Raw genomic sequence first — 26,161 nt, forward strand, 5'->3', positions numbered from 1 at the left:
ATTGCTTGATGAGGGTACGCTATGAATTGTGCAGCTCCGGTACAACTTCCGCGTCTACCCGACGCCTGGCCAGCAGGTCTCGCTGGCTCGCGCGTTCGGATGTGCGCGGGTGGTGTACAACGATGGCTTGCGAGCTCGCCGACAAGCCTTCAGCGCTGGCTCGAGCATTAGCGATTCCGAGCTGTCCAAGCGGCTGACCGCAGCGAAGAAGACCCCGGAACGTGCGTGGCTGCGCGAGGTCTCGTCGGTAGTGTTGCAGCAGGCGTTGGCGGATTTGAACACCTCGTACAACAATTTCTTCGCATCGGTGAGCGGCAAACGTCGGGGTGCGAGGGTCGGCCCGCCACGGTTCCGGTCTCGCAAAGACAACCGGCAATCAATCCGGTTCACCCGGAACGCTCATTTCTCGGTCAGGTCGGGGGCGAAGTTGCGACTCCCCAAGATCGGGGAGCTGAGAGTGGTCTGGTCTCGGGAACTCCCGTCGGAGCCGTCATCGGTCACGATCACCAAAGATCCAGCGGGCCGATACTTCGCCTCATCTGTTGTCCATGTCAACGATCCACCTCGTCCCCCAGTCGACTCCGAGGTGGGTATCGACCTCGGACTAGCGACGTTCGCGGTTCTGTCGGACGGCAGGACGATCACTTCGCCAAGGTTCTTGCGCCGTGCCGAACGCCGATTGCGAAAGGCACAGAAAGCGCTGTCCCGCAAAGACAAAGGCTCCCGCAACCGAGCTAAGGATCGGTTGCGGGTAGCGAAGATTCACGGCAAAGTCGCCGACACTCGGCGAGATTGGGCGCACAAACAATCCACAACGATCATTCGCGACAATCAAGCGATCTTCGTAGAGGACTTGTGTGTGAAAGGTCTCGCTCGAACGAGGTTGGCGAAGTCGGTGCACGATGCTGGGTGGGCCCAGTTCACCCGCTTGCTGGAGGAGAAAGCCGCCCGGTACGGGCGGACCTTCGCCAAGGTCGATCGGTTCTTCCCATCGACCCGGTTGTGTTCGGCTTGCGGGCTGGTGAGCGACAAGAAGCCGCTGCATGTCCGGGAATGGATCTGCTGTTGCGGTGCCCATCACGACCGCGACCTGAACGCGGCGATCAATATCCTCGCGGCCGGGCAGGCCGAGAGGTTAAACGCCTGCGGAGAGATGATAAGTCCCGCCGCTTAGCGGACGGCACGTCCCTATGAAACAGGAACCCACCGGAGCGGCACCCAGGTGACGCAGGAGGAACCTTCGACTTCGGCCGAAGAGGATGTCAAAGTGGAGGGATGTCGTCCTTCGATCGGCATCCGTCCACCGTCGCGGACTTCGACGATGCGCGTCGGCGGGATCGGTTGCGGGAAACCAGGCTGGGACACGGGTGGCGCGGTTGGCGCCGGACCAGGCTGGCGGTGCTGCGAATTCTCGGGGTGCTGCTGGTCGCGATGATCGTGTTCGGGCAGTACTGGGTGCATGATGTGGCTCCCGAACGCGATCGGCTGGCACAGACCACGCCGGAGTTGCTGCCCGCGAATCTGCCCGCGGACGCGCGGGATTGGGATACCGCGGTCGTCGACATGGTGGGGCTCGGGGGAGTCAACGCGGCACCGACAGCCAAGGCACTGCCCGCGTTCAGCCGCCTCGGGGTGGTGTGGGCGGTGCGCTACGACAACGCGGGTATCGACACCAAGGTCATCGCCGAGATGATCGTGCGGGCCGCGCGGTACGGCAATGTGCGCAATATCGTGCTGGTCGGTCACAGCATGGGCGGGATCATCGCGCTCGAGGTGGCGCGCCATATCCACCTGGGCAGCGATCGGCGATTGGTGGCCGTTGTGCTGGACTGCACGCCGATGGACCTGGACGCGGTCCGACCCGAGAGTCGCAGCCGCGGCGCCGATCTGGTGCGGTGGGTGGGGTGGTTGCCCGGGGCGAGGGAGAGCAGGCTCCTACGCTTCGTGGTCGAGATGTCGGCTCGGCGTGAACGTTTCGCGCAACGGGACGGACTGTTCTTCGACATCGATTACCGCGCCATGGGTCAGGCAGCCTCGGAGGTATTGCGCGACAAGATCTTCTCCCGTGATGCCGCCAGCAACGGGTTGATCGAGGCGCAGTTCCTGGCGATCGTGGCAGGCGGCGGCACGGCGGATCTGCGGGCGCTCGGCAAGCCGAATCCGGACAAGCGAAACCCGGCGATCGTGTTCATCCGGCCCCGCGAGGCGTCGCACGACGACGTAGTGGACGTGGAGTATTCGCACAGGGTGCTGATCGAACAGTCCGGCGGCGTCAACGGCACCCTGTCGGTGGTGCGGCCGACTCGGACCGAGCACGCGAATCCGATTCAGCGACCGCGTGAATACAACGAGGTCATCGAAGCGCAGGTACTGCCGTTCGTGCGCCGCTATCAGGAGGCCAATCGCAATGATCCGCCCTGATCAGCGCACGCGAGCTCCGAGAATGGTGCGCACGCCCGCGATGAACAGCTGCAGACCGAAGTCGAATCGAGCCGTGGGATCTGGGGTGTCGAGCAAGGGGGTGTTGTCCTCGGGCAGCGCGCCGACGGAATCCATCTGCATGCGCGACTGCTCGTCGACGGTCTGGCCGAGCACGTAGTAGAGCAGGGTGTAGGCCGTGAGATCGGCTTCCTCCCTGGTCATTCCGGCACGGATGACAATGCCCGCCAGGCGTTCACGCGCCTTGCTCGTGGTCAGACGCGAGGCGTAGGTGGCCGAGACCAGTTCGGCGCCGTCGCGATAGGCGAGCAGGCAGTCGCGCAGTCGGTGGGCGAGCTCGGTGAGCTGCGCGGGCCATTCGGTGGCCGTGATCGGCTCGTCCATCGGAGCGAGAATCCGGTCGGCCACCGCGCCGAGCAGGGACTGCTTGTCCTTGACGTGCCAGTACAGCGCCCCCGGCTGCACCTGCAGCGAGCCGGCGAGCCGGCGCATCGTCAGGTCGGCGAGCCCGTACTGATCGAGAATCGCGACGGCGGCATCGACCACATCCGTCTTCCGCAGTTGCACGCGCGTCCTTCCGTCCGATTTTCCGACCCGAGTGTCGTGACTCACTCGCAGCCGCTACCCTATCCTGAACACCGTTCAAGTTGCACGGCCACGCCGGGTGGATCACACCCACGGCTCGTGCGCACACCCCCGTCGAAGGGACATCACGTCGTGACGCAGGCACCCGTCCAGACCGATATTCTGGCCATCGCCCGTGAGCAGGTGCTCGAGCGCGGCGAGGGCCTCACCGAGCAGCAGGCCGTCGAGGTGCTGCGCCTGGGTGACGAGCACCTGGAAGCGCTGCTCGAGCTGGCCCACGACGTGCGGATGAAGTGGTGCGGCCCCGAGGTCGAGGTCGAGGGCATCATCAGCCTCAAGACCGGCGGTTGCCCCGAGGACTGCCACTTCTGCTCACAGTCGGGTCTGTTCCAGTCGCCCGTGCGCGCGGCCTGGCTCGACATCCCCAGCCTGGTCGAGGCGGCCAAGCAGACCGCCAAGACCGGCGCCACCGAGTTCTGCATCGTCGCCGCGGTGCGCGGCCCCGACGAGCGCCTGATGGCGCAGGTCGCCGCCGGTGTGGAGGCCATCCGCAACGAGGTGGACATCCAGGTCGCGTGCTCGCTGGGCATGCTGAACCAGGAGCAGGTCGACCAACTCGCCGCGATGGGCGTGCACCGCTACAACCACAATCTCGAGACCGCCAAGTCGCACTTCCCGAAGGTGGTCACCACCCACTCCTACGAGGAGCGCTTCGAAACCCTGCGGATGGTGCGCGAAGCGGGCATGGAGGTGTGCTGCGGCGGCATCCTCGGCATGGGCGAGACCATCGAGCAGCGCGCCGAGTTCGCCGCGCAGCTGGCCTCGCTGAACCCCGACGAGGTCCCGTTGAACTTCCTCAACCCGCGGCCCGGCACCCCGTTCGGCGACCTCGAGGTGCTGCCCGCCGCCGACGCGCTGCGCGCGATCGCCACATTCCGGCTCGCGATGCCGCGCACCATCCTGCGTTTCGCCGGTGGTCGTGAGATCACCCTCGGCGACCTGGGCGCCAAGCAGGGCATGCTCGGCGGGATCAACGCCGTGATCGTCGGCAACTACCTCACCACCCTCGGCCGCCCCGCCGAGTCCGATCTCGATCTGCTCGGTGAGCTGAGCATGCCGATCAAGGCGCTCAACGACACCCTGTAAAACGCTGTGTACGATCGAGTATCGACCCAGGTCGCGGCCGTCGAGTCGCACTTCGCAGAGGCGGTAACAGCATTGGACGAGCGCTACAACCCGTTCACGGGTAAGCGGATCGTGCCCGGGCTCGACGACGCGATGCCCGTGTCGGCCGCACTCGGTCTCGAACCGCCGCGATTCTGCGAGCAGTGCGGTCGTCGGATGATCGTGCAGATCAGTCCCGACGGTTGGTGGGCCAAGTGCTCGCGCCACGGTGTCATCGAATCGGCACGGTTGGAACGTCGGTAGTGCTCGGCCGCGGGGAGCGCCATGAGGTATTGCGTCGTGAGGCCGTCGGCGTCGGCATCGTCCTCGCGGCGGTGCTGGTCGCGAGCGTGGCGGCCGGGGTGGTGTGGGGTCTGCTCGCGCCGACCGAGCGGTTGCGGGTGACCCAGCCCGGCCGCGCGGCCGTGCTCACCGGCGAGAGTCTGCACCTGTTCGACGCGGTCGGGATGTTCCTGTGCATCGGCGCGGTGGTCGCGGTGCTGAGTGCGGTCGGTGCCTGGCGGGTCCGGATCACCCGCGGGCCCGCTCTCGTGCTCGGCATGCTGGTCGCCTCGGGGCTCGGCGCGGCGCTGATGATGTGGATCGGGGAATGGGTTGCGGGCGTGCGGCATCCGCGTCCCGATGATCCGGCGATCGGCCAGATCATCGCGCTGCCTGCGGAAGTCGGCACCGATCTCGCCCTGCTGATACAGCCGTTCCTCGCTGCCCTCGTGCTGTTGTTTCTCGCCGCACTACACCCGTCCGTCGATCTCGGTTCCGGTGCTGCCGGCCTGCTCGGTGACCTGCGCCCGGCCGATTTCGGCGACGATCCCGACGCCTACCGCCTGCCGTACGGAGTCGAACAGTATCGGCCAAGCGGCGATTTCGATCCGAGTTCGCAACCACGCGGCTGAGCGATCATTGCGCGATACCATTTCTGCATAACGGCAGGTAGATACCTTGCTGCGGTGCGAGAGGAACGGTCGTGGCATTCATCGGTGGTGGTCCGGTCGTCGAGGAACTCGACGCGAAATTCTGGCGGCTCACCGAACCGCTCACCTATGAGGGCGCGGTCGAAACCTTCACGGTGCCTGCCGGATTCCGCACCGACTTCGCCTCGGTGCCGCGCGCGTTGGTATGGCTGATCCCGCGCTACGGCGCCTACACCAGGGCCGCGATCCTGCACGACTATCTGTGCCGCACAGCCGAAGTGGGGCCCGCCGACGCGGACGGGATATTCCGGCGCAGCCTGCACGAGGCGGGGGTGTCGGTGCCGCGCCGCTGGATGATGTGGACGGCCGTTCGCCTCGGTAGCCGGTTGCGCGGGGCGCGTGCGGTCGACGTGCTCGGCTGGTCGCTGATCGCGGTGCCCTCGCTGGTCTTTCTCGCGGTCCCGGTGCTGGTGGTGACCGCTGCGCTGCTGGTGTTCTGGGTGGTCGAGTTGGGGTTCTGGGCCCTGGGTCGGATCACGCGCGGCACCGCGGCACCGCCGCCGAAGCCGCAGATGAAAACGGCCTGAGCCCGGATCTCACCCGGAATGGGGGAGGCGCCCATCCCTTCGCGTGGCTACCGTTCGGCGCATGTCCGAGCCGAGCACCGAACCCGCGACCGCGGCACCGCCTGTCGAATGGTCGATTCCGCGCGGACTGATCGTGCTGTTGTCGCTCGCGGCCATGGTGGTCACCATCGCCGGACTGGAGGCCTTCTCCGGCGTGGTCGGACCGGTCTTCCTCGCACTCATGCTGACCATCGCGGTGCAGCCGATCCAGACCTGGGCGGTGCGCAGGGGCTGGCCCGCCTGGCTCGGCATGGCGGCGGCGCTGGTGGCGGTGGTCGCGATTCTGTTCGGAATCGGTGGTGCGCTGGCACTGTCGGCGGCGCAGCTGGCCTCACTGCTGCCCAACTATGCCGACGAACTCAACAGATTGCTCGACCATGGGCGCGACTGGCTGTCGAGTGCGGGGGTGAGTTCCGATCAGATCCACAAGGCGCTGAGCGGGATCGATGTGGGCAAGGCCGCCGGTGTGATCGAGGAGGTACTCGGCGGCCTGCTCGGGGTCTTCTCGAATCTGTTCTTCGTTCTGGCACTGCTGCTGTTCATGGCCGTCGACGGGATGACGATGAACCGTCGGCTGGCGATGGTGGCCCACGAGCGGCCCGCGATCGCGCAGGCACTGGGCGATTTCGTTGCCGGGACACGCAAATACCTCATTGTCTCCACGGTGTTCGGCGCGATCGTGGCCGTGATCGATGGTGGTGCACTGTGGTTGATGGGCGTGCCGCTGCCGATCCTGTGGGCCTTGCTGTCGTTCATCACCAACTACATTCCGAACGTCGGGTTCGTCATCGGCGTCATTCCGCCCGCGCTGCTCGCCCTGCTCGACAGCGGGCCGGAGCTGATGATCTGGGTGATCGTGGTCTATTCGGGGATCAACTTCGTGATCCAGTCGATCATTCAACCCAAGTTCGTCGGTGATGCCGTCGGCCTCGGGGTGACCATCACGTTCGTGTCATTGGTGTTCTGGGCATGGGTACTCGGTGCGCTCGGTGCGCTGCTGGCGATTCCGCTGACGTTGCTGGTGAAGGCGCTGCTGTTCGACATCGATCCGACAACGCGATGGGCGGACGTGTTGCTCGGTGCGCCCATGGAGAAAAAGCCCGCGCCGCGCGAGAAACCGGGCAAGCCCGCACAGCCCGAGGCGGCGGTGGACAAGGAATAGCGGGCGCCGTGGAGCGATTCACCGGAAAACCAGTGGAATGTGGTCGTACCCGCTCCCTATCCTGGCGGCATCGTGATTTTCGGGGGAGGACCTTGACCATGAAGACCGCAGCCGAGCAGGTCGCAGCGCAGCCCGCCGAGCGACCCGATCTGGTCGCCTGGCGCCGCCGCCATGCCCTGCGCAGTTCGTCGGCCGCCACCGCGGTACCGAGCGGACGCACCTATCGGCGCTCGTCGAAGCATCGCGATCGTCGCCACGATTCCTGAACGGGGCCGGGCTGTTCCGGTTTCGTCCTGCCGCCACGGCTACGCGGTCTGCACGGTGATCCGGTAGCCGAGGCCGATCCCCTTGCCGATATACGCGGCTCCGCCGAGGTGGAGCCAACGGTCGGTGCCGCCGCGCGGATCAGCCAGGAACGTGGCACGCACGTAGTCGACACCGGCGGGGAATCCGCCGGCAGGCGAGGACACGGTGCTCATGACATACGCCTCAGCCCACACCCGGGGCTCGTCCGCGATGCCGCGCAAGGGCGCCACATCGGGGACGAAGACGCCGAACTCGTCGGCCGGTGCACGAAGAGACTGGAGGAACTTCCCCGTGACGGCAAGCCGCACCACGCCGGTGTAAACGGTGCAGCTCGGCGTCAGCTGCAACGGCGAGGCGGGCTGGATGTCGCACTGCAATGCCATATTCCGACTGTACGGACTGCCGGGAGTGGGGCTTCGGTTTCACATATCGAGCCCGAGATCGAGTACCCGCACGGAGTGGGTCAGGGCGCCGATGGCGAGGTAGTCGACGCCCGTGCCCGCGTACTCGGCGGCTTGATCGAGCGAAAGTCCGCCGGAGGACTCGAGTTTCGTCTCGGGAGCTGCTGCGTTGCGGCGCTGGACGGCGGCCTGCGTCTGCCAGAGCGCGAAGTTGTCCAGCAGCACCAGTTCGACGTTCTCGGCGAGCACCGCGTCGAGTTGTTCGAGGCTGTCGACCTCGACCTCGCAGGCGATTTCCGGGGCCAATTCGCGGACCGCGCGCAGGGCGTTGACGACCGAACCCGCGGCGACCACGTGGTTGTCCTTGATCAGCGCGGCATCGCCGAGCCCCATCCGATGGTTCACGCCGCCACCGACGCGGACCGCGTACTTCTGCAGGGCGCGCAGGCCGGGCAACGTTTTGCGGCTGTCGCGGATCTTGCACTCGGTGCCGTCGACCGCGTCGACCCAGGCGGCGGTCGCGGTGGCGATGCCGGACAGGTGGCAGACCAGGTTGAGCATGGTCCGTTCGGCGGTGAGCAGGCCGCGGGTGGGCGCGACGATGCTCAGCACCGACGTGCCAGGCTCCACCCGGGTGCCGTCGGGGACTCGCGCGGTGATCTCGTAGGCATCAGCGCCGAGCACCTCGTCGAGCACGAGCAGCCCGACGTCGATGCCCGCGACGGTGCCGTGCTGGCGTGAGACCACCGAGGCCTTGCTCACGGCGTCTTCGGCGACGGTGGCGACCGTGGTGACGTCGGGCCCGTAGCGCAGGTCCTCATCGAGAGCGGTACGGATCAGCGTCAGCAGCTCATCACGGTCCAGGGTGGCGTCCAGAGCCATCACTGCACTCCTGTTCTCCGGGCGACTGTGCGCCGCGTCGATCGGGCGGGGCGAGTCTCGCTCCGCCGGAATTTCTTGAACAACAGACCGGGCGTGCGATGTCACCGCACCCCGGTCGGCAAGGGCGCGAAATCGACTGCCGCGGTGGATAGCTCGAGTGCGCCGTGCGTGTCGAGAGCGACCGCGATGCTGTGCCGCTGCCCGTCGACGGTCCCCGGATACTCCGAGCGGGTGTGGCAGCCGCGACTCTCCTGACGTGCCGCCGCCGCGAGCAGCAGGGCGCGCGCCGTCACGGTGAGCGCCGCGTCCTCGATCCGGCGCAGGTGCGGGGCCGCGGTCACCGAATCCTCGGCAGTGTCGAGCATCGGCACGACCGAACTCGCCGCATCGATGCGCGCCAGCGCCTCGGTGAGTCCGGCGCCGTCACGCACGACGGAAGCATGCTCGGTCATCGCCTGCTGTACCACCGAACGATCAGCGAATTCCAGTGTCCACGAAGAGATCTCGGCTATCCGAGCGCGCGTGCCGATACGTTCGGCCGCCGCCGCGCCTGCCCGCTCGCCCACCACCAGCCCTTCGAGCAAACTGTTGGAGGCCAGTCGGTTCGCGCCGTGCAGTCCCGTTCTGGCGACCTCGCCCGCAGCGTAGAGCCCCGCGACGCCGGTGCGCCCGTGCGTATCGGTGACGACGCCGCCGCACTGGTAGTGCGCGGCGGGCGCGACCGGGATCAGTTGCGCCGCAGGGTCGATCCCCGCCGCCAGGCACGACGCGGTGATCGTCGGGAACCGCTGGGCGAACCCGTCGACGGCGCGCGCGTCGAGGAAGACATGGTCGGTGCCCGACGCCCGCATGCGCTCCGCGATCGCGCGCGACACCACATCCCGGGGAGCCAGGTCGCCTCGCGGATGCACCCCGTCGGTCACCGAGTGCCCGTGGGAATCCACGAGTATCGCGCCTTCGCCACGAACCGCCTCGCTGATCAACGGCCGCCTGCCCACCCCGCCCGGGGTGTAGAGCACGGTCGGATGGAACTGCACGAACTCGAGATCGGCCACCGCCGCCCCGGCCCACAATGCCAGCGCCACACCGTCACCGGTCGCTCCCGGCGGATTGGTACTCAGCGCGTAGAGCTGCCCGAGCCCGCCGGTGGCCAGCAGGACAGCGGGCGTGTGCACGACACCGACACCGTTGTCCGACACCGCGATAACGCCCTGCACGCCGTCGGCGCCGGTCACCACGCGCAGTGCGGCGGCGCCGAAGATCACCGGCAGCCCCGCCGCGTTGAGCGCGCGCTGCACCTCGGCGCCGGTGGCGTCGCCGCCGGCATGGATGATGCGGCGTGTGCTGTGCCCGCCCTCGCGAGTGCGCGAGATCTGCCCGTCGCGACCGAGGTCGAAGACCGCGCCGAGGTCGGTCAGCGCGGCCACCGCGGCCTGCCCGCCCTCGACGATCGAACGCACCGCGTCGACCTCGCACAACCCGGCGCCTGCCTCGACGGTGTCGAGCACGTGCGAGTCCACCGAGTCACCGAGCGGTGCGACGACAGCGATGCCGCCCTGCGCGTACTGGGTCGAGGTATCGGTCGGACCGCCCTTGCTCAGGATGAGCACCCGCAGCCCACGCAACGACGCCGTACGCGCCGCGGTGAGACCGGCCACGCCCCCGCCGATGACGACCAGGTCGACCTCGGCCTCCCAGGAAACCGGAACCGTCATGGTCGTTACCGGCTCGGCCCCGCGGCGGCGGTCATTCGCCACCGCCGGAGTTGCCGATGGCGATCATGCGCTGCACCGAGGCGCGACCGGCCTCGGCCATCGCCAGGTCGACGTGCACCTCGTCGGCGCCCTCGACCAGGCAGCGCAGCAGCGCGGCCGGGGTGATCATCTTCATGTACTTGCAGGACGCGCGATCGTTGACGGCCTGGAAGTCGATTCCGGGCGCCGCCTTGCGCAGCTGGTGCAGCATGCCGATCTCGGTCGCCACCAGCACCTGGGTGGAGCGCGAGGCCTTCGCCGCGTCGATCATCCCGCCGGTCGACAGGATGTGCACCCGCTCGGCCGGGAACGCGCCCTCGCCGGCCAGGTACAGCGCCGAGGTGGCGCAACCGCACTCCGGGTGCACGAACAGCTCGGCATCAGGGTGGGTGCGGGCCTGCTCGGTGAGCTCGTCGCCGTTGATACCGGCGTGCACGTGGCATTCGCCCGCCCAGATGTGCATGCTCTCGCGGCCCGTCTCACGCTTGACGTGCGCGCCGAGGAACTGGTCGGGCAGGAACAGCACCTCACGGTCGCGGTCGATCGAGTCGACCACGTCGACGGCGTTGGAGGAGGTGCAGCAGATGTCGGTGAGCGCCTTCACCTCGGCGGTGGTGTTCACATACGACACCACCATCGCCTCGGGGTGCTCGGCCTTCCAGGCGCGCAGTTCCTCGGCGGAGATCGAATCGGCCAGCGAGCAGCCCGCGCGCTGATCCGGGATGAGCACGGTCTTGGCCGGGCTCAGGATCTTGGCGGTCTCGGCCATGAAGTGCACGCCGCAGAACACGATGGTGTCTTCTTCGGCCTCGGCCGCGATGCGCGAGAGCGCCAGCGAGTCGCCGACGTGGTCGGCCACGTCCTGGATCTCGGGCAGCTGGTAGTTGTGCGCGAGGATGGTCGCATTGCGTTCGCGCGCCAGGCGGCGCACCTCCTGCGCCCATTCCGGCGTCGCCTCGACACCCGCGTAGCCCGTGGGTCCGTCGAAGACGGAATCCATCAGCGTCCGCTGTGCAGTCGTCGTCGCCATGGTGGCTCCCTTCATCGTGCGAGCGGCTCCATCGCCGCGATTCGCACCTGACCAGGTTTTCGACTTATAATCGAAAACGTGCCCCATAGTAACACCATCCACGAATCGCTGACCGCGGTGTTCCAGGTACGCCGCTTCCCTCCGAGCATTTCCGCAGGTAGAGGCGCCAAGCACCCGGAGTTGGCGGTTCTGCTGTGGGAACGTGCGCTCGATCCGCAGAAAGGCACGTGGTCGCTACCCGGCGGCCGCCTGCGCGACGACGAAGACCTCGACACCTCCGCCCGGCGCCAGCTCGCCGAGAAGGTCGACGTGCGCGATCTGCACCACCTCGAGCAGGTGTCGGTGTTCAGCGACCCCGACCGAGTCCCCGCTCCGCGCCGCATCGCCTCGGCCTACCTCGGCCTCGTCCCCCTCACCACCGAACCCGAACTCCCGTCCGACACCACCTGGCACCCGGTCTCGGACCTGCCCGACATGTCCTTCGATCACCGCACCGTCGTCGACCACGCCCGCACTCGCCTGGCCGCCAAGCTCTCCTATACCAACATCGCCTACGCACTGGCTCCCGACACGTTCACCATGTCGACGTTGCGCGAAATCTATTGCGCCGCACTCGGCTACGACGTCGATACCACCAACCTCCAACGAGTTCTCACCCGCCGCAAGGTGATCACGCCCACCGGCGATACCGCTCCCTCCGGGCGGGCGGGAGGTCGGCCTGCGGCGCTGTACCGTTTCACCGACTCCGGCCTGCGCGTCACCGACGAATTCGCCGCGCTACGGCCACCGGGCTGAGTGCGAGCCCCGGTCCGGGGCGAGTGCGAGACTCAGGCGTGGGTCGGCATCAATTCGGCGACAAGGGCTTCGATGCGGGACCTGATCTCGTCGCGGATCGGGCGCACCGACTCCATGTCCTTGCCCGCGGGGTCTTCCAGGACCCAGTCGCGATAACTCACGCCGGGAAATACGGGACAGGTGTCGCCGCAGCCCATGGTGATGACGACGTCGGAGGTTTCCACGGCGTCGTAGGTGAGGATCTTCGGCGTCTGGTCGGCGATGTCGATGCCGAGTTCGGCCATCGCCGCGACCGCGGCCGGGTTGATCGTCTCGGCGGGCGCGCTGCCCGCGGACCTGACCTCGACGGCGTCACCGGCGAGGTGGGTGAGGAAACCGGCGGCCATCTGGGAGCGACCGGCGTTGTGGACGCAGACGAACAACACGCTGGGCTTGGTGGTCATGTGGGGCAATGCCTTTCAGTGGGCCGGGGAGGCCGAGGGCGTAGTGGTGGGAAAGCGTTGACGCAGTGCCAGCGAGACATAGACCAGCGCGACGAGGACGGGGACCTCGATCAGGGGGCCGACGACTCCGGCGAGTGCCTGGCCCGAGGTGGCGCCGAAGGTGGCGATCGCTACCGCGATGGCGAGTTCGAAGTTGTTGCCCGCGGCGGTGAAAGCGAGGGTGGTGGTGCGGGCGTAGCCGAGGCCCATGGCGGCGCCGAGGGCGTAGCCGCCGCCCCACATCACGGCGAAGTACACCAGCAAGGGCAGGGCGATGCGCACGACGTCGACGGGATGGGCGGTGATCTGCTCGCCCTGCAGGGCGAACAGGATCACGATGGTGAACAGCAGACCGTAGAGCGCCCATGGGCCGATCCGGGGCAGGAAACTCTCCTCGTACCAGTCGCGACCCTTGGCGCGTTCGCCCAGGCGGCGGGAGAGGAAACCGGCGAGCAGCGGGATGCCGAGGAAGATCAGGACCGATTTCGCGATCTGCCAGGGGGAGACGTCGATCGTGGTCTGCTCGAGGCCGAGCCACCCGGGCAGGACCGACAGATAGAACCAACCGAGCACGGCGAACATGAGGACCTGGAAAACCGAGTTCAGGGCCACCAGTACGGCGGCGGCTTCGCGATCGCCGCAGGCCAGGTCGTTCCAGATGATCACCATGGCGATGCAGCGGGCCAGGCCGACGATGATCAGGCCGGTGCGGTATTCGGGCAGGTCGGGCAGGAACAACCAGGCCAGGGCGAACATCAGCGCGGGGCCGAGTACCCAGTTCAGGACCAGCGAGCCGATCAGTAGCTTGCGGTCGCCGGTGACCGAGTCGAGGCGGTCGTAGCGCACCTTGGCCAGCACCGGGTACATCATGATCAGCAGGCCGAGTGCGATCGGCAGGGAGACGCCGTCGATCTCGACCGCGCTCAATGCGTCGCCGAGGCCGGGGATCATGCGCCCGAGCAGCAACCCGGCGGCCATCGCCACCCCGATCCAGACCGGAAGGAAGCGGTCGAGCGTGGACAGTTTGCCCACGACGGCGGGATGCTCGGTCGCGGTGCTCATAGAGTCACCGCTCCGGCCTCGGTCGCGAGTACATCCGACAGCCGCGCCAACGCGTGCGGGACGACCCGGTAGTACACCCAGGACGCGCGGCGTTCGCTGGTCAGCAAACCGGCTTCGCGCAGCACCTTCAGGTGGTGGGAGATGGTGGGTTGGGTCACGTCGATCCCCGTCGACAGGTCACAGACGCAGGCCTCGCCGCCGGCGCGGGACGCGATCGCCGAGAGCAGCCGCAGTCGAACCGGGTCGGCGAGCGCCTTGAACAGCACGGCCAGCTCGGTGGCGGTCTCGCCGGTCATCGGTGCGCGGGTGCTGAGTGTGGCCTCACACGAGGGTGCGGCCACACTCAGCGGCAGATCCTGATTCGACATACGTCGATATTGATCGATGTCTAATCAAGAAGGCAAGCGAACATCGAGTGAACTCGCTCGCAGCAGGGCCGGGTCAGCCGCAGCAGCTCGCGCCGGAGTCGACCGCCTTCGCCTTGGCCTCGGTGCCGCAGCAGGCGCCCTCGGCCTCTGCCTCGGCGGCGGTACCGCAGCAGACCTCGACCGCTTCGGCGTCGGTGCGGCCGAGTTCGGGTGCGGTGCCGAAGGTTTCGCTGTCGGACAGCACCGTGTAGACCTCCCACCGTTCGGCGCCCGGCCCGGTCACCCACACCTTGTCCTGGGTGGCGAAGCAACAGGTGGTCGCGATCTGCTCCTCGGTGAACAGGCCCGCTTGCGAGAGTCGGGCGATCTCGCCGTGTACCTGCTCGGAGGATTCGACCTCGACCCCGAGGTGGTTGAGGGACCCGCCCTGGCCCGCGTTCTCGATCAGTACGAGCTTGAGCGGGGGCTCGGCGATCGCGAAGTTGGCGTAGCCGGGCTTGCGCTTGGCCGGTTCGGTGGCGAACAGGGTGGAATAGAACCGCACGGCGGTGTCGAGGTCGTCGACATTGAGGGCCAGCTGGATACGAGACATGATCGAACCTCCACTTGTGTGACATATATCGAAGAACTTGTGAGGCCGAGTCTGCCCACCTTTTCGACATATGTCAATACCGCGAGTAGGGTCGATGGCATGCCGAAGGCGCTACCGATGATCGATATGTCCGCCCCCGTCTGCTGTGCGCCCGTGGCGGCGGGGCCCGTCGACGACGCCGCCGCGCTGGAGGTGGCGTTGCGGCTCAAGGCGATCGCCGACCCGGCCAGGGTCAGATTGCTGTCACTGCTGCTGACCAGCCCGCTCGGCGAGGAGAACGGCGGCGACCTCGCCGCCGCGGTCGGTCTGAGCGAGTCCACGGTCTCTCACCATCTCGGCCAGTTGCGCAGAGCGGGCCTGGTGGAGTCCGAACGGCGGGGGATGAACACCATCCATCGCGCCCGCCGCGACGCGCTGTCCGCGCTGTGCACGGTGCTCGATCCCAACTGCTGCACATAGTCTTCCGCCGTTCGAGCTTCGTCGTGGGTTGATTCGCCCTCAGGCGGTGAGCTCGCGTTGCAAAGGGGTGCGGAAGCGGGGGATGGCTCGGACTTCACCGAACCAGGTTGTGGTGCGGGCGATTTCGGCGTCGATGAGTTTTTCGGTGTCGGAGCCGACATCGTCGAGTAGACGGGTCACTACTTCGCCGTCGGAGCGTTGGGCCCAGCCGCCCACTATGCGGCCGTCGGCCCAGATGGTGGGGCCGATATTGCCGTTGGTGTCGAACAGGGCGGCGGTGTGAGGGCCGAGGAACCAGTCTCGCGATTGCCAGCCCATGGGGGTCGGGTCGAGGGCGGGGAGCAGGGCTGCCCAGGGTTCGGGGGTGGGGACGGGGGCGAGGTCGTCGGCGAGGATGATGCCGGGGGTGCCGTCGAGGTCTACCTCGACTGTGTCGAGTTCTGCCAAGGCTTTTCGGACTTCACCGAGCGTCCAGCCGGTCCACCATTTCAGGTCGGTGACGGGGGCCGGTCCGAAGGTGCGCAACCACTGACGGACCAGTTCGACGCGGGCCTGTGCGGTGGGCAACGGTGAAAACCCTTCGGGTAGCCAGGTTTCCACGGGGGCCCAGGTGTACTGGCTGCTGGTCCAGCTGCCGTTCGGGCGGCCGCGCACGATGCGACCTTCGGCGCCGAGGACGACCAGGACCCAGGTGGTGATGCTGGTCGGTTTGGAATAGGGCTTGCCGGGCGCGGTGTCTATCTGGGTGCGCAGGCGTGGCACATCTTTGCTCAGCTGGACGCCGGTCGCCGCGCCGCGGGTCAGCAATGCCGCATGGGTCTCGGCTTCCACGTCGGCGAGCCAGGTCGAGATGTCGCCGTCGACCACGCCGGCCTGTTCGATGTAGCGACCGTAGGTGCGGCGTTGCTTGTGGGCCAGCGCATCGCAGGTGGAGGCCTGCAGAACAGGGAGCAACTCGGTCGGCGCGACGAACATCGTGCGGCGCATGGCGAGCATGCGAATCAGGGCGCGGTCGTCGTACAGTGCCTTCTCGACGTCGGCCGGAGTGAGATCGATGCCGCGGGCGCCGACCGAAAGGAACACCGTCGCCGGGTCGGTGGCGTGCAGAACCACCATCGAGCGCGCGATATCGACCGGGTCGTTCGAGCGGGCCGACGGCGCGAGCCGATGCCTGGTCGCCAATCTGGCGCGACGCTGCGCGGTATCGATCGAGAGCATGAGCGGATGGTATGCGGGGACACCGACAACCACGCGCCTGTGCGGCGCGCGCCGGATCGGCTGTGCTGTCGAGGGCGCGTCAGCTCGGCGGTGGGACGGGGGTGAGACCGTCGAGGAACTTTGCGGCCTCGCGATGTGAGCCGAGCCGAACGAAGGTGAGGTTCTGAAATGTCGGGTCGGATTGTGCCGCAAGGTAATTTACCCGGTTCCTCGCGTGGGTCGTCCAAGCCCACATGATCACCGATCGTTGCGGGTCGAGCGAGAACATCTGGCTCCAGCGTTCCCGATTGCCGTTCCACAGCTCGCACCCGGCCAGTGCGCGGCCCACCGTCCGGCGGACGACCTGGCGCATGACCAGCGACCGGGGCAGATCGAACCAGGCCACCGTATCGGCCCGTCGCCACACCAGATCGCCGAGTTTGCTTCGATAGCCGCCGTCGACCACCCAGGCATCCCCGGCGATCCGCTCGGCGACGGCGGCCCGGAAGTCGGGCGCGGGCATCGGCGTCCAGTTCGGTTGATGGTGGATCGCGTCCAGTTCGATGTGCGGGATGTCGAGCCGGGCCGAGATCTGTCGGGCCAGCGTGCTCTTGCCCGACCCCGATGTCCCCACCACGACGATTCGTCGCATCCCAGCCACCACGACAGTATTCACCCCGGTTCGGCGGGATCGAGGGGTTATTCGGGGCGCCAGGTGCGGACGAGGTCGAGGAGGCCAGGGAAGCGGGTGTCGAGGTCCGCGACTCGGACCTGGCTGCGGCGTTCGAGGCCGTAGCGGTGCTGGCGGGTGATGCCTGCTTCGCGGAGGGCGCGGAAGTGGTGGGTGAGCGTCGACTTGGGGCGGTCGATGCCGAACCAACCGCAGGGGCGGTCGAGGTCGGGGGATTCGATGAGGAGCTTGTGCACGATCCCGAGGCGGAGTGGATCGCTGAGTGCGCCCAGGACGACATCGAGGCGCAGGTCTGCGCGCGCGGGCTCGGGGAGTCGTTCGGCTTCGATCGCTGCCTGCATCGGACACCTTCCACGTCGGGGGTTGTACGAATCTTATCGTACTGAGTATGTTCGACTTCTCTCGTACTAGTACGAGAGAAGTCGAACAAGGGAGTGGGCATGACGATTCAGGCCGTGGCACCACGAGTGCGCGATGCGGCGATATGGGCGGCGGCGTGGCCGGTGCTCGCGGTGTTCGTACTTTCGAACGCGGCGACCCCGCTCTATGTCGTGTGGCAGCGGGAGATGGGATTCTCCTCCGGCACGCTCACTCTCGTGTTCGCCAGCTATATCGCGGGATTGCTCGGGGCGCTGACCGTCGCGGGGGTGGTCTCCGACCGGGTGGGGCGCAAACCGGTGCTGCTGCCCGCGATCGTGCTGGCGATGGTGGCGTGTGTGCTGTTCGCCTGTGCCGGTTCGGTGCTCGTGCTCGCCCTGGCGCGGTTGCTCACCGGCATCGCCGTGGGCTGCGCGGTCTCGGCCGGTATGGCGGCGGTAACCGATATCGCCGGCCGGGGCCGGACGGCGAAGGGTGCCTTGGCGGCTTCGGTGGCCATGGTGCTCGGCGCCGGGCTGGGTCCGCTGCTGTCCGGGGTGCTGTCGGAGCTGGCACCCGGCGCGACGGTGACCGTGTTCGTCGTCGAAATCGTGCTGCTTGCCGTCGCTTTCGTGGTGGTACTGAGGATGGATCTGCCGAGCGGCACGGGCGGGCGTGGCCCGTGGATCCGGTTGCCCGCGGTGCCCGCGCAGGGCCGGACAGCGGTGCTGCTCGGGATCGCTGCCTTCGCCCCTGGCATCACGGCCACTTCCTTCGTCCTGTCGCTCGGCCCCTCGGTGCTCGGGTTGCTCGGATCGGCGAATCGGGTCGTGGCGGGCGGGACGGCCTTCGTGATGTTCCTGGCCGCGACCGGGATTCAGTTCGCGGTGCGGCACAGGGGTGTTCGCGCGATCTTGGTCGGCAGCTCGGTGGCGACGACAGCGAGCACTGTCGCGCTGGCCGGTGCGGTCGCGACGGCGTCGGTGCCGGTGTTCGGTGTCGCCGCGGTACTGGCGGGGATGGGGCAGGGACTCGGGCAGCTGGGTGGTTTGACCGCGATCGGGTCGACGGTGCCGGCGGATCGGTTGGCCGAGGCCAACGCCGCGCAGAACGTGGGCGGATACCTCCCCGCCGCGGTTTTGCCGCTGACGGCCGGATTTCTCGGCGACGCGGCCGGGCTGGCCACGGCCACGAAGGTGTTCGCGGGCGTCGTCGCGATCGCGGCCCTCGTGGGTGCCACCTTCGCGCTGCGCCGGGGCACGGAGGTGGAACCTGTTGTGGGGCAAGGGTGATCGTCACCCGTGCGTAGTGTCCATTTTGTACAGACTGTGCGGTTGTCGATTTCGTCACCGGGCAGGAATCTCGTTGCTATCGTCCGCTCATGAACGCGGCGCCACCTGTTGTCACTGCGGCTGAGCTGGGGGTGGATGACGAAGTGCGGCCCGCGCGGGTGCTCTCCGGATTTCCCGGTCGGCTGGTCGGTGTTGTCGCGCTCGGGCTCGCGCTGTTGTCGGTGTGGCAGGTGTTTCGGCCGTTGGCGCAGGGCAGTCAGTACTACCTGGTCATTTTTCTGGCTGTCGCGCTGCCGCTGGTGTATCTGAGCTACCGGTCGTGGTGGGGTCCACTCGATCGGGCTGACGGGCCCTCAGTGCTCGACTGGGTGCTGGCTGCGATCACGGTGGTGGTGTGTCTATATCCGGTGCTGCCGATTCGGATCGGTGACGCGGGCGGCGGATACGACGCGTTCCTCGATCGCCAGGGAATGCTGGCGCCGCTCGATGTGGTGATGGGCGGGCTGCTGCTGGTGCTGGTGCTCGAGGCGTGCAGGCGTACCACCGGGGTGATCTTGCCGATCGTGTGTCTGGTGTTCCTCGGGTACGGGTACTACGGCGGACTGTTGCCGCAGGACTGGTCGATCGCGCACGCGGGGCTCGATGTCGACCAGATCGTCGACGCGCTCTACAACTCCGGCAGTGGCTTCTACGGCACACCGCTGGACGTGGCCGCCAGTTACATCGTGTTGTTCACGCTGTACGGGGCGGTGCTCGAATTCTCCGGTGCCGCGAAGTTCTTCGTCGATCTGTCGGTGTCGTTGTTCCGTCGCTCGCACAGTGCGGCGGGGCGGACAGCGGTGGCGTCGGGATTTCTGCTCGGGACCGTCTCGGGGTCGGGGACCGCGACCGCGGTGAGTACCGGCGCGGTGACCTGGCCGATTCTGCGCAAGGCCGGATATCGGCCCGAGCAGGCGGGCGGGATGCTGGCCGCGGCGGGCGTCGGTGCGATTCTGTCGCCGCCGACGCTGGGCGTCGCGGCGTTCATCGTCGCCGAGTATCTCGACGTGACGTATGTGACGGTGCTCGGGTGGGCACTGATCCCGACATTGCTGTACTACCTCGGCATCCTGCTGTCGGTCGAGATCGACGCGCGCCGCATCCACGCGGAAGGCCGCGCGCCCGCGGATCTGGTCGATGGTCCGCTGCCGACGCCGTGGTGGAAGCTGCTGGGGCGCTTCGGGTATCACTTCTCGTCGCTGCTCGTGATCGTCGTGCTCTTGCTGGCCGGTGTGAGCGCGACCCGCGCGGTCGTCTACGCGACGGTGCTCGCGCTGCTGCTCGCGATCCCGGACCGGATGCTGCGGACCGCCGCCGACGAGAGTGCGAGCCCCGCCGATCTGACGAAAACACCCGCCGGACAGGGGGTTGCGGAATCGGCTGACAGTGCGATCACCGACCGTGGCTCGGCTCCGAAGGTGGGTGGGTTCAGCTGGTCACGGAAGAGCGTGGGGCAGTTCGTGATCGAGGCTTTGCGCTCGCTGTCGTATGGCATGCGCTCGGCGCTCCCCGTGGTCGCGGTGTGTGCCGCCGCCGGCGTGATCACCGCGATGACCACCAAGACCGGACTCGGAGCGCAACTGGCCGCGCTGCTGGTCAAGGCGGGATCGGCACTGTCCGACGATCCCGCCGTGGTGCTGGCGACCACCGCGGTGCTGGCGGCGATCGCGTTGTCGCTGCTCGGCCTCGCGGTGCCGGTGACGGCGTCGTTCGTCATCGGCTGGGTGATCATCGGGCCCGCGTTGCTGGACCTGCACGTGGCCGCACCCGCCGCCGCCATGTTCGTCTTCTACTTCTCGGTGCTCTCGGAGGTGACGCCGCCGACCGCGCTCGCCGCCGTCGGCGCGGCTGCCGTGACCGGCGCGAAGGCCATGCCGACGATGTGGCACGCCCTGCGGTATGCGCTACCCGCGTTCCTGGTGCCGCTGATGTTCGTGCTCACCGACTCCGGACAGCATCTGCTCGGACTCGGCTCGGTGCTCGACGTGCTGTGGGTCAGCGCGGCCGCCTGCGTGGGTGTCGCGGCGCTGGCCGCGGCGACGGGCGGATGGTTGTTCGGGATCGGGGCGATCGGCCCGATCGCGCGTGCGATCGCCGCCGCGGCGGGTCTGACATTGCTGTACCCGAATCCGGTCGCCACGGGGATCGGGCTCGGACTGCTGGTCCTCGCCGCGGTGGCGGGTCTGGTCGAACGGGCGAACAGAACATCCACGGACACACCGTGATCCGTGGGAACAGGCAGGCGGCCTCGCCGTCGACGGAAGGGGACCTCATGGTCAGAACAATTGTCGCCGTGGTCGCGGCCGCCGCGTTACTCACCGGCTGCGGTGGGCGCCAGGACACCCCGACGGCCGACACGGGTGGTGAGGTGAGCTGCGAAGTGAAGCAGGACACCAGGATCGGCATCGCCACCGGTAACGCGACCGGGGTGTACTTCGCGCTGGGCAACGCCTATGCCGAGCAGATCTCCTCCGCCACCGGCGGCACCGTGAAGGCGACCGCGGCCGAGACCGGCGCCTCGGTACAGAACATCCAGCAGGTCGTCGGCGGCACCTATCAGGTCGGATTCTCGCTCGCCGACTCCGCGGCCGACGCGGTCGCGGGCACGGGCAGCTTCACCAGTGAGCAGCCGATTCGCGCACTGGCCCGGCTCTACGACAACTACACCCAGGTCATCGTGCGCACCGACGCGGGCATCAACTCCCTCGCCGACCTGCGCGGCAAACGGGTCTCCACCGGCTCGCCGAAATCGGGCACCGAGGTGATCGCCCAGCGCGTGCTGCAAGCCGCGGGGCTCAACCCGGACAGCGATGTCTCCGCCCAGCGCCTCGACCTGACCAAGACCGTCGACGGGCTCAAGGACGGGTCCATCGACGCCATGTTCTGGTCCGGTGGCCTGCCGACACCGGGCATCACCGACCTGTTCACCACTGCGAAGGACAAGGTCCGCTTCCTCGACATCACCGGGGTGCTGCCGAAACTGAAGGAGATCAACCCGGTCTACGAGACGGGCTCGATCCCGGCCGCCACCTACGGCCTGTCCGCCGACACACCGACCATCGTGGTGCCCAACCTGCTGGTGGTGCGCGAGGACCTCGACGCGAACCTGGCCTGCGTGCTCACGACAACGTTGCTGGATCGCAAACCACAACTGGAACAAGCGAATCCGGCGGCCAAGGGGATCAACGCCGACACCGCGAGCAAGACCGCGCCGGTGCAGTTGCATCGCGGGTCGGAGGTCGCGCTGCGCTGAGGTCACCTCGGACGGACCCGCGCCGACACGCGGGTTCGGGCGGTCCTCGCGACCACTACGACTGGTAGAGGTCGCGAGGACCGTGTCAGGTGAGCGCGGGAACGCGCGAGGATGTGCTGGACCCCCGCCGACGGGTGGCGGACAATCGCGGCATGAAGCGGGTCGGAGTCGTCGTGGCGGTGTGCGCGTTGCTGTTCGCGATGGCGGCCGCGGTCGGACCCGCCTTGCGTGCGCAACCGCCGTGCACCGCGGGCGTCGACCTGCGACAGGTCGCGATCACCGTGGACGGCGAGCGTGCGACCGGGCGCGTGTACGAGCCGTATCGCTGTGTCCCCGGCGATATCTCGGCCACGAAGTTGGTGGTCGCGGTACACGGTCACGGCGGGTCCTCGGCCGATTTCGCGCCGTATATGTCCGCGCTCGCCCGCACGGGCGGGTCGCCGATTCTGCTCATGGACCTGCGCAGCGCCGACGGACCGTGGCGCACCGGTGACTGGAATCTGTGGGCGGGCTGGCACGACCTGGTGGCGGCGACGCAGTGGTATCGCGGCGAACATCCCGATATCGCGTCCACCATCCTGTGGGGATGGAGTCAGGGCGGCATCACCAGCGGGCTCGCGGTGGCGCACGGTCCGCCCGGACTGTTCGACTACTGGGTCGACAACTACGGTCCCTCCGACGATTTCACCATGTGGGCGGCCAGCGGGTCGGTGAACCCGGCGCTGCCGCGACAGATCGAACGTGACGCGGGCGGCTGCACGCCGATGATCTGCCCGCTCGCCTACATCGAGCGCTCGCCCGCGCTGCTCGCCGACCGGATGAGCATGCGCAGGGCCTTCCTGATCCACGGCACCGCCGATGCCGTCGTGCCCTTCGCCACCAGTGTGGAATTGCGCGCGGCGCTGACCGCGGCGGGCAAACCGTTCTCCTTCTACACGGTGGTCAGCGGGCGCGATCTCACCGGCGCGATCGTGCCCGGTGATCACGCTGTCGGGCCCGCGCTGTTCGAGGGCGGGTGTGTGGTGTTGCGGCTGCTCGCGGGGACCGAGCCGCTCGCGCCGCAGGTCAGCGACTATGTCGTCGATGTCGGGCACGACCTGGTCACCGCGCCCCCGGCGCCCGCGGGCGCGAAGTGCGCGGCCTGAGGCGTCAGGGAACAACGTTCGCCGGACCGCGGTTGTGCGAAAGACACCGACCGGAACGAGGATGCGATGACCGACCCAGTGCCCGACGATCACGGCTGGCGGGGCGCCGAGCTCGACCTGGACGCCTACCTGGCCCGGATCGGCTATGCCGGGCCACGCACCGCGTCGGTCGACACCCTGCGCGCACTCGTGCGCGCCCACACGACCTCGATCCCCTTCGAGAATCTCGAGATCATCCTCGGACGGGGCATCCCGCTCGACCTCGACTCGCTGCAGAGCAAGCTGATCCGTCAGCGTCGCGGTGGTTACTGCTACGAGAACGTTGGGGTGTTCGCCGCCGCGCTCGAACGGTTCGGTTTCGGTGTCAGCGGACTCAGCGGGCGGGTCACCTACGGTGTGGCCGATACCGGCGTGCTGCGGCCGGCGACCCACGCCCTGCTGCGCGTGAGCACCCCTGACGACGATCGCGTCTGGATCTGCGATGTCGGTTTCGGTTTCGGACCGCTGGAACCGTTCGAACTGGTCGACAGCGGCGGCGAATTCGCGCTCGGCGACTGGCGCTACCGGCTGGAGCACCGGGCCGGTGGCCTGTGGGTGCTGTACCAATTCAGCCGCGACGGCTGGACGGACCGCTATACCTTCACCGAGAACCCACAGTTCCGCATCGACTACGCGGTCGGCAACCACTTCGTGTCGACCTCGCCACGCTCGCCGTTCACCACCCGCCCCTTCCTCCAGCGATTCCTGCCCGAGGTCCACCATGTGCTCGATGACCTGACGCTGAGCTCGGAATACCCCGACGGCACCGCCACTTCGCGTGACCTCGATCCCAGCGAGCTGACCAAGGTGCTGGCCGAAGTGTTCGATATCGACCTCGACGAAGCCGACGCGGCGACCCTGGCGACCACGCCCTGGCGAACCCGATAGCACCCGCTCCGCGCGGCACGGCGGTTTGCTTCCTGGGTGTCCCTACGGCAAATTGATGGTTACTTGCCGGGAAACAAATCTGTTGTGGGGGCCGATTCTGTGGGGTCGTTGGTGCCGAATATCCGGACCGCATCGCCGCTCGTGCCGGGTGCGGCGGTTCGCGGCACCGTCGAACGACGCCAGGATCTGGACGGACTGCGCGGGGTAGCGATCGCGCTCGTGGTGGCGTTCCACGTGTGGGCGGGCCGCGTATCCGGCGGAGTCGACGTTTTCCTCGTGCTGTCGGGATTCTTCTTCACCGGCGCGGTGGTGCGCGGGGTGGAGCGCAGCGGCGGGGTGTCGGCCAAGGAGACGGCGCGACGGACCCTGCGCAGGCTGATGCCGTCGTTGATCGTGGTGTTAGGGGCGATTCTGCTCGCCACGGTGTTGATGCGGCCGTATACCCAGCTGGGCGAGGCCGCGGCGCAGACGTTGGCCTCGATGTTCTACGGCCAGAACTGGTATCTGGCCACCGCCGAGCTCGACTACCTCTCACCCGATCCCTCGGTGAGCCCGTTGCAGCACCTGTGGTCGATGTCGGTGCAGGGGCAGTTCTACCTGGTGATCCTCGCGCTGCTGGCGGGGTGGGCCTGGTTGCGCAGACGCGGTTCGGCCGGACGGCTCACCCTGGTGATCGTGCTGGGCGGGCTGGCGTCGCTGTCGTTCTGGTACGCCGTTTCGGGGACCGGGCAGCACCAGGCGTGGACCTACTACGACAGCATCGCGCGCGGCTGGGAGTTGCTCGCCGGTGCGATGCTGGCCGTCGCGGCACCCTGGTTGCGGTTGCCGAATCGGCTGCGTGGGCTCGCGGCCGCGCTCGGGCTGGCGATGGTGCTGTCGTGCGGACCGCTGTTCGACGGCGCGAATCAGTTCCCCGGTGTCGCGGCGCTGTGGCCGGTGGCGGCCGCCTGCCTGGTGATCGCCTCGGGGTTCGCGGCGGCAACGCAGGCGTGGCCGAACCGGCTGCTGGCCGGACGGTTCTGTACCGAACTCGGCGCGCTGGCCTACCCGCTGTACCTGTGGCACTGGCCGATCCTGATCTTCTATCTGGGCGAGACCGGGCGCGCGAATGCCGGGATCGTCGACGGGCTGGTGGTGATCGGCGCCTCGCTGGCGCTGGCTTACGCGACCACTCGGCTGATCGAGACGCCACTGCGCATGCCGCCTCGGGGCGAGCGGCCGGAAACCCGCAAGGCGGCCGGCGCCCTGGTCACCGCCACCGCGGTGGCGGTGCTGATCGCCTCGGTGGGGTGGCAGGTGGTGCTGGTGGCCAACCCGGCGGTGCCGCCGCAGGCACTGGACACCCACCGATATCCGGGCGCCGCCGCCCTGTTCACCGGCGCCGAGTACTCGCCGGAACCCATGCGCCCCACGGTCTTCGAAGGCCAGGCCGACACCCCGTCGCCGACCACCGACGGCTGTATCACGCCCAACCGCGAAGTCCGCGTCTGTACCTACGGCGACCCCACCGCCACCCGCTCGATCGCGCTGGTCGGCGGCTCGCACTCCGAGCACTGGCTGCCCGCGCTGGAACCGCTCGCCGTCGAACACGGGTTCCGGGTGGTCTCCTATCTCAAGGAAGGGTGTCCGGTGGTCCTCGCCGATCAGCCGTCCTATGCCGAGTGGCCGTTCCCGGAGTGCCACGAATGGTCGGTGGAGGTGCTCGACCGGCTGTCGGCCGAACCACCGGACTGGGTGCTGACCCTGTCCACCCGCTACCGCATGAACGGCGTGGGCGATGAGGTGCCCGCCGAATACCTCGAGGTGTGGACGGCGATGCAGGACCGGGGCTTCAACGTGCTCGCGCTGCGTGACACCCCACGGCTGCGCCGCGACGGCGTCCTCTACCGCGCCACCGATTGCCTGGCCCACCGCGGCGACCCCGACAGCTGCGGGCTCGATCGCGGCGAGGTCCTCGACCCGCACGATCCCGCCGAGGTACCGGCGGCCGGCTACCCGAATATCCATCCGCTGGACCTGTCCGATGCCGTCTGCCGACCGCAGCGCTGCCGGGTGGTCGAGGGCAATGTGCTCATCTATCGCGACGAGCACCACCTGACCGCCAGTTATGCTCGCTCGCTCGCTCCCGAACTCGGTCGTCAGATCGGGGCGATCACCGGCTGGTGGTAGCGGATGGGCTCGTCACAGCAGAAACGACAACCCCACCGGCACCACGGATCGA

Annotated in this window: 28 protein-coding genes; 16 read left to right on the forward strand and 12 right to left on the reverse strand. The window is 67.9% G+C overall.

Features of this window, described 5'->3' with window-relative positions; translation table 11 throughout:
* The first annotated feature begins 28 nt into the window (after nucleotides 1-28).
* Together OHS03_RS04480 and OHS03_RS04485 are read left to right on the forward strand one after the other, a co-directional pair.
* Nucleotides 29-1,174 carry an RNA-guided endonuclease InsQ/TnpB family protein gene (locus OHS03_RS04480; protein ID WP_328661002.1) on the forward strand — a complete coding sequence of 382 codons (1,146 nt, stop codon included), beginning with the start codon at nucleotides 29-31 and terminating at the stop codon, nucleotides 1,172-1,174.
* 101 nt (nucleotides 1,175-1,275) lie between these two features.
* On the forward strand, nucleotides 1,276-2,421 hold the full coding sequence (locus OHS03_RS04485; RefSeq protein WP_328661004.1) for an alpha/beta fold hydrolase: 1,146 nt from the start codon (nucleotides 1,276-1,278) through the stop codon (nucleotides 2,419-2,421).
* On the opposite strand, the gene OHS03_RS04490 is transcribed toward OHS03_RS04485, so the two are convergent.
* A complete protein-coding gene (locus OHS03_RS04490; RefSeq protein WP_063005105.1) occupies nucleotides 2,422-3,006 on the reverse strand; it encodes a TetR/AcrR family transcriptional regulator C-terminal domain-containing protein in 585 nt (194 codons plus the stop codon).
* Between the two features lie 150 nt (nucleotides 3,007-3,156).
* Between OHS03_RS04490 and bioB the strand changes: the two genes are divergently transcribed.
* From bioB to OHS03_RS04520, 6 genes are all read left to right on the forward strand, one after another.
* Nucleotides 3,157-4,170 carry a biotin synthase BioB gene (gene bioB / locus OHS03_RS04495; protein WP_056824775.1) on the forward strand — a complete coding sequence of 338 codons (1,014 nt, stop codon included), beginning with the start codon at nucleotides 3,157-3,159 and terminating at the stop codon, nucleotides 4,168-4,170.
* Between the two features lie 72 nt (nucleotides 4,171-4,242).
* Complete coding sequence (bsaP, locus tag OHS03_RS04500; RefSeq protein ID WP_405151566.1) at nucleotides 4,243-4,452, forward strand: biotin synthase auxiliary protein BsaP; 210 nt, start codon at nucleotides 4,243-4,245, stop codon at nucleotides 4,450-4,452.
* Nucleotides 4,452-5,102, forward strand: a complete 651-nt coding sequence (locus OHS03_RS04505; protein WP_328661006.1) for a DUF2567 domain-containing protein — start codon at nucleotides 4,452-4,454, stop codon at nucleotides 5,100-5,102. The genes bsaP and OHS03_RS04505 overlap by 1 nt, the downstream gene beginning before the upstream one ends.
* Before the next feature lie 71 nt (nucleotides 5,103-5,173).
* Complete coding sequence (locus tag OHS03_RS04510; RefSeq protein ID WP_328661008.1) at nucleotides 5,174-5,707, forward strand: DUF1353 domain-containing protein; 534 nt, start codon at nucleotides 5,174-5,176, stop codon at nucleotides 5,705-5,707.
* A 61-nt stretch (nucleotides 5,708-5,768) separates the two neighbouring features.
* The gene (locus tag OHS03_RS04515; RefSeq protein WP_328661011.1) at nucleotides 5,769-6,908 is read left to right on the forward strand and encodes an AI-2E family transporter; all 1,140 of its coding nucleotides are present in this window, start codon (nucleotides 5,769-5,771) and stop codon (nucleotides 6,906-6,908) included.
* 98 nt (nucleotides 6,909-7,006) lie between these two features.
* Nucleotides 7,007-7,174, forward strand: coding sequence for a hypothetical protein (locus tag OHS03_RS04520; RefSeq protein WP_165610398.1), 168 nt, complete (start codon nucleotides 7,007-7,009; stop codon nucleotides 7,172-7,174).
* A gap of 39 nt (nucleotides 7,175-7,213) precedes the next feature.
* On the opposite strand, the gene OHS03_RS04525 is transcribed toward OHS03_RS04520, so the two are convergent.
* The 4 genes from OHS03_RS04525 to nadA all read right to left on the reverse strand — a co-directional run bounded on the left by OHS03_RS04525 (nucleotide 7,214) and on the right by nadA (nucleotide 11,281).
* The gene (locus tag OHS03_RS04525; RefSeq protein ID WP_328661013.1) at nucleotides 7,214-7,597 is read right to left on the reverse strand and encodes a hypothetical protein; all 384 of its coding nucleotides are present in this window, start codon (nucleotides 7,595-7,597) and stop codon (nucleotides 7,214-7,216) included.
* A gap of 39 nt (nucleotides 7,598-7,636) precedes the next feature.
* Entirely contained in the window at nucleotides 7,637-8,497 is an 861-nt protein-coding gene (gene nadC, locus OHS03_RS04530) for a carboxylating nicotinate-nucleotide diphosphorylase (RefSeq protein WP_328661015.1), read from the reverse strand.
* Nucleotides 8,498-8,598: 101 nt separating this feature from the next.
* Nucleotides 8,599-10,212, reverse strand: a complete 1,614-nt coding sequence (locus tag OHS03_RS04535; protein WP_328661016.1) for an L-aspartate oxidase — start codon at nucleotides 10,210-10,212, stop codon at nucleotides 8,599-8,601.
* Nucleotides 10,213-10,243: 31 nt separating this feature from the next.
* Nucleotides 10,244-11,281 carry a quinolinate synthase NadA gene (gene nadA, locus OHS03_RS04540; RefSeq protein WP_328661018.1) on the reverse strand — a complete coding sequence of 346 codons (1,038 nt, stop codon included), beginning with the start codon at nucleotides 11,279-11,281 and terminating at the stop codon, nucleotides 10,244-10,246.
* A gap of 78 nt (nucleotides 11,282-11,359) precedes the next feature.
* Between nadA and OHS03_RS04545 the strand changes: the two genes are divergently transcribed.
* Nucleotides 11,360-12,076, forward strand: coding sequence for an NUDIX hydrolase (locus OHS03_RS04545; protein ID WP_328661020.1), 717 nt, complete (start codon nucleotides 11,360-11,362; stop codon nucleotides 12,074-12,076).
* Between the two features lie 32 nt (nucleotides 12,077-12,108).
* On the opposite strand, the gene OHS03_RS04550 is transcribed toward OHS03_RS04545, so the two are convergent.
* The 4 genes from OHS03_RS04550 to OHS03_RS04565 all read right to left on the reverse strand — a co-directional run bounded on the left by OHS03_RS04550 (nucleotide 12,109) and on the right by OHS03_RS04565 (nucleotide 14,580).
* A complete protein-coding gene (locus OHS03_RS04550) occupies nucleotides 12,109-12,519 on the reverse strand; it encodes an arsenate reductase ArsC (RefSeq protein ID WP_328661021.1) in 411 nt (136 codons plus the stop codon).
* Nucleotides 12,520-12,534: 15 nt separating this feature from the next.
* Nucleotides 12,535-13,620 carry an ACR3 family arsenite efflux transporter gene (arsB, locus tag OHS03_RS04555; RefSeq protein WP_328661023.1) on the reverse strand — a complete coding sequence of 362 codons (1,086 nt, stop codon included), beginning with the start codon at nucleotides 13,618-13,620 and terminating at the stop codon, nucleotides 12,535-12,537.
* Complete coding sequence (locus OHS03_RS04560; protein WP_328661025.1) at nucleotides 13,617-13,988, reverse strand: metalloregulator ArsR/SmtB family transcription factor; 372 nt, start codon at nucleotides 13,986-13,988, stop codon at nucleotides 13,617-13,619. The genes arsB and OHS03_RS04560 overlap by 4 nt, the downstream gene beginning before the upstream one ends.
* A 73-nt stretch (nucleotides 13,989-14,061) precedes the next feature.
* Nucleotides 14,062-14,580 carry an ArsI/CadI family heavy metal resistance metalloenzyme gene (locus tag OHS03_RS04565; protein ID WP_328661026.1) on the reverse strand — a complete coding sequence of 173 codons (519 nt, stop codon included), beginning with the start codon at nucleotides 14,578-14,580 and terminating at the stop codon, nucleotides 14,062-14,064.
* A gap of 99 nt (nucleotides 14,581-14,679) precedes the next feature.
* Between OHS03_RS04565 and OHS03_RS04570 the strand changes: the two genes are divergently transcribed.
* The gene (locus OHS03_RS04570; protein WP_328661029.1) at nucleotides 14,680-15,039 is read left to right on the forward strand and encodes an Rv2640c family ArsR-like transcriptional regulator; all 360 of its coding nucleotides are present in this window, start codon (nucleotides 14,680-14,682) and stop codon (nucleotides 15,037-15,039) included.
* Nucleotides 15,040-15,078: 39 nt separating this feature from the next.
* On the opposite strand, the gene OHS03_RS04575 is transcribed toward OHS03_RS04570, so the two are convergent.
* From OHS03_RS04575 to OHS03_RS04585, 3 genes are all read right to left on the reverse strand, one after another.
* Nucleotides 15,079-16,257 (reverse strand): winged helix DNA-binding domain-containing protein, encoded by a 1,179-nt coding sequence (locus tag OHS03_RS04575; protein ID WP_328661030.1) that lies wholly within the window; start codon nucleotides 16,255-16,257, stop codon nucleotides 15,079-15,081.
* A gap of 79 nt (nucleotides 16,258-16,336) precedes the next feature.
* Nucleotides 16,337-16,888 carry a P-loop NTPase family protein gene (locus OHS03_RS04580; protein ID WP_328661033.1) on the reverse strand — a complete coding sequence of 184 codons (552 nt, stop codon included), beginning with the start codon at nucleotides 16,886-16,888 and terminating at the stop codon, nucleotides 16,337-16,339.
* Nucleotides 16,889-16,935: 47 nt separating this feature from the next.
* Complete coding sequence (locus tag OHS03_RS04585) at nucleotides 16,936-17,268, reverse strand: ArsR/SmtB family transcription factor (RefSeq protein ID WP_328661035.1); 333 nt, start codon at nucleotides 17,266-17,268, stop codon at nucleotides 16,936-16,938.
* A gap of 99 nt (nucleotides 17,269-17,367) precedes the next feature.
* On the opposite strand from OHS03_RS04585, the gene OHS03_RS04590 reads away from it, so the two are divergent.
* The 6 genes from OHS03_RS04590 to OHS03_RS04615 all read left to right on the forward strand — a co-directional run bounded on the left by OHS03_RS04590 (nucleotide 17,368) and on the right by OHS03_RS04615 (nucleotide 26,109).
* A complete protein-coding gene (locus OHS03_RS04590) occupies nucleotides 17,368-18,576 on the forward strand; it encodes an MFS transporter (RefSeq protein ID WP_328661036.1) in 1,209 nt (402 codons plus the stop codon).
* An 89-nt stretch (nucleotides 18,577-18,665) separates the two neighbouring features.
* Nucleotides 18,666-20,840 (forward strand): TRAP transporter permease, encoded by a 2,175-nt coding sequence (locus OHS03_RS04595; protein ID WP_328661038.1) that lies wholly within the window; start codon nucleotides 18,666-18,668, stop codon nucleotides 20,838-20,840.
* Between the two features lie 47 nt (nucleotides 20,841-20,887).
* Nucleotides 20,888-21,868, forward strand: a complete 981-nt coding sequence (locus tag OHS03_RS04600; RefSeq protein WP_328661040.1) for a TAXI family TRAP transporter solute-binding subunit — start codon at nucleotides 20,888-20,890, stop codon at nucleotides 21,866-21,868.
* 89 nt (nucleotides 21,869-21,957) lie between these two features.
* Nucleotides 21,958-23,013: an alpha/beta hydrolase family protein gene (locus OHS03_RS04605; protein WP_328661041.1), complete on the forward strand. Its 1,056-nt coding sequence runs from the start codon at nucleotides 21,958-21,960 to the stop codon at nucleotides 23,011-23,013.
* A 66-nt stretch (nucleotides 23,014-23,079) separates the two neighbouring features.
* Nucleotides 23,080-23,940: an arylamine N-acetyltransferase family protein gene (locus OHS03_RS04610; RefSeq protein WP_328661044.1), complete on the forward strand. Its 861-nt coding sequence runs from the start codon at nucleotides 23,080-23,082 to the stop codon at nucleotides 23,938-23,940.
* Between the two features lie 120 nt (nucleotides 23,941-24,060).
* A complete protein-coding gene (locus tag OHS03_RS04615) occupies nucleotides 24,061-26,109 on the forward strand; it encodes an acyltransferase family protein (RefSeq protein ID WP_407942499.1) in 2,049 nt (682 codons plus the stop codon).
* The last annotated feature ends 52 nt before the right edge of the window (nucleotides 26,110-26,161 follow it).

It is taken from the genome of Nocardia salmonicida (assembly GCF_036142455.1).
Classification (GTDB): Bacteria; Actinomycetota; Actinomycetes; order Mycobacteriales; family Mycobacteriaceae; genus Nocardia; species Nocardia salmonicida.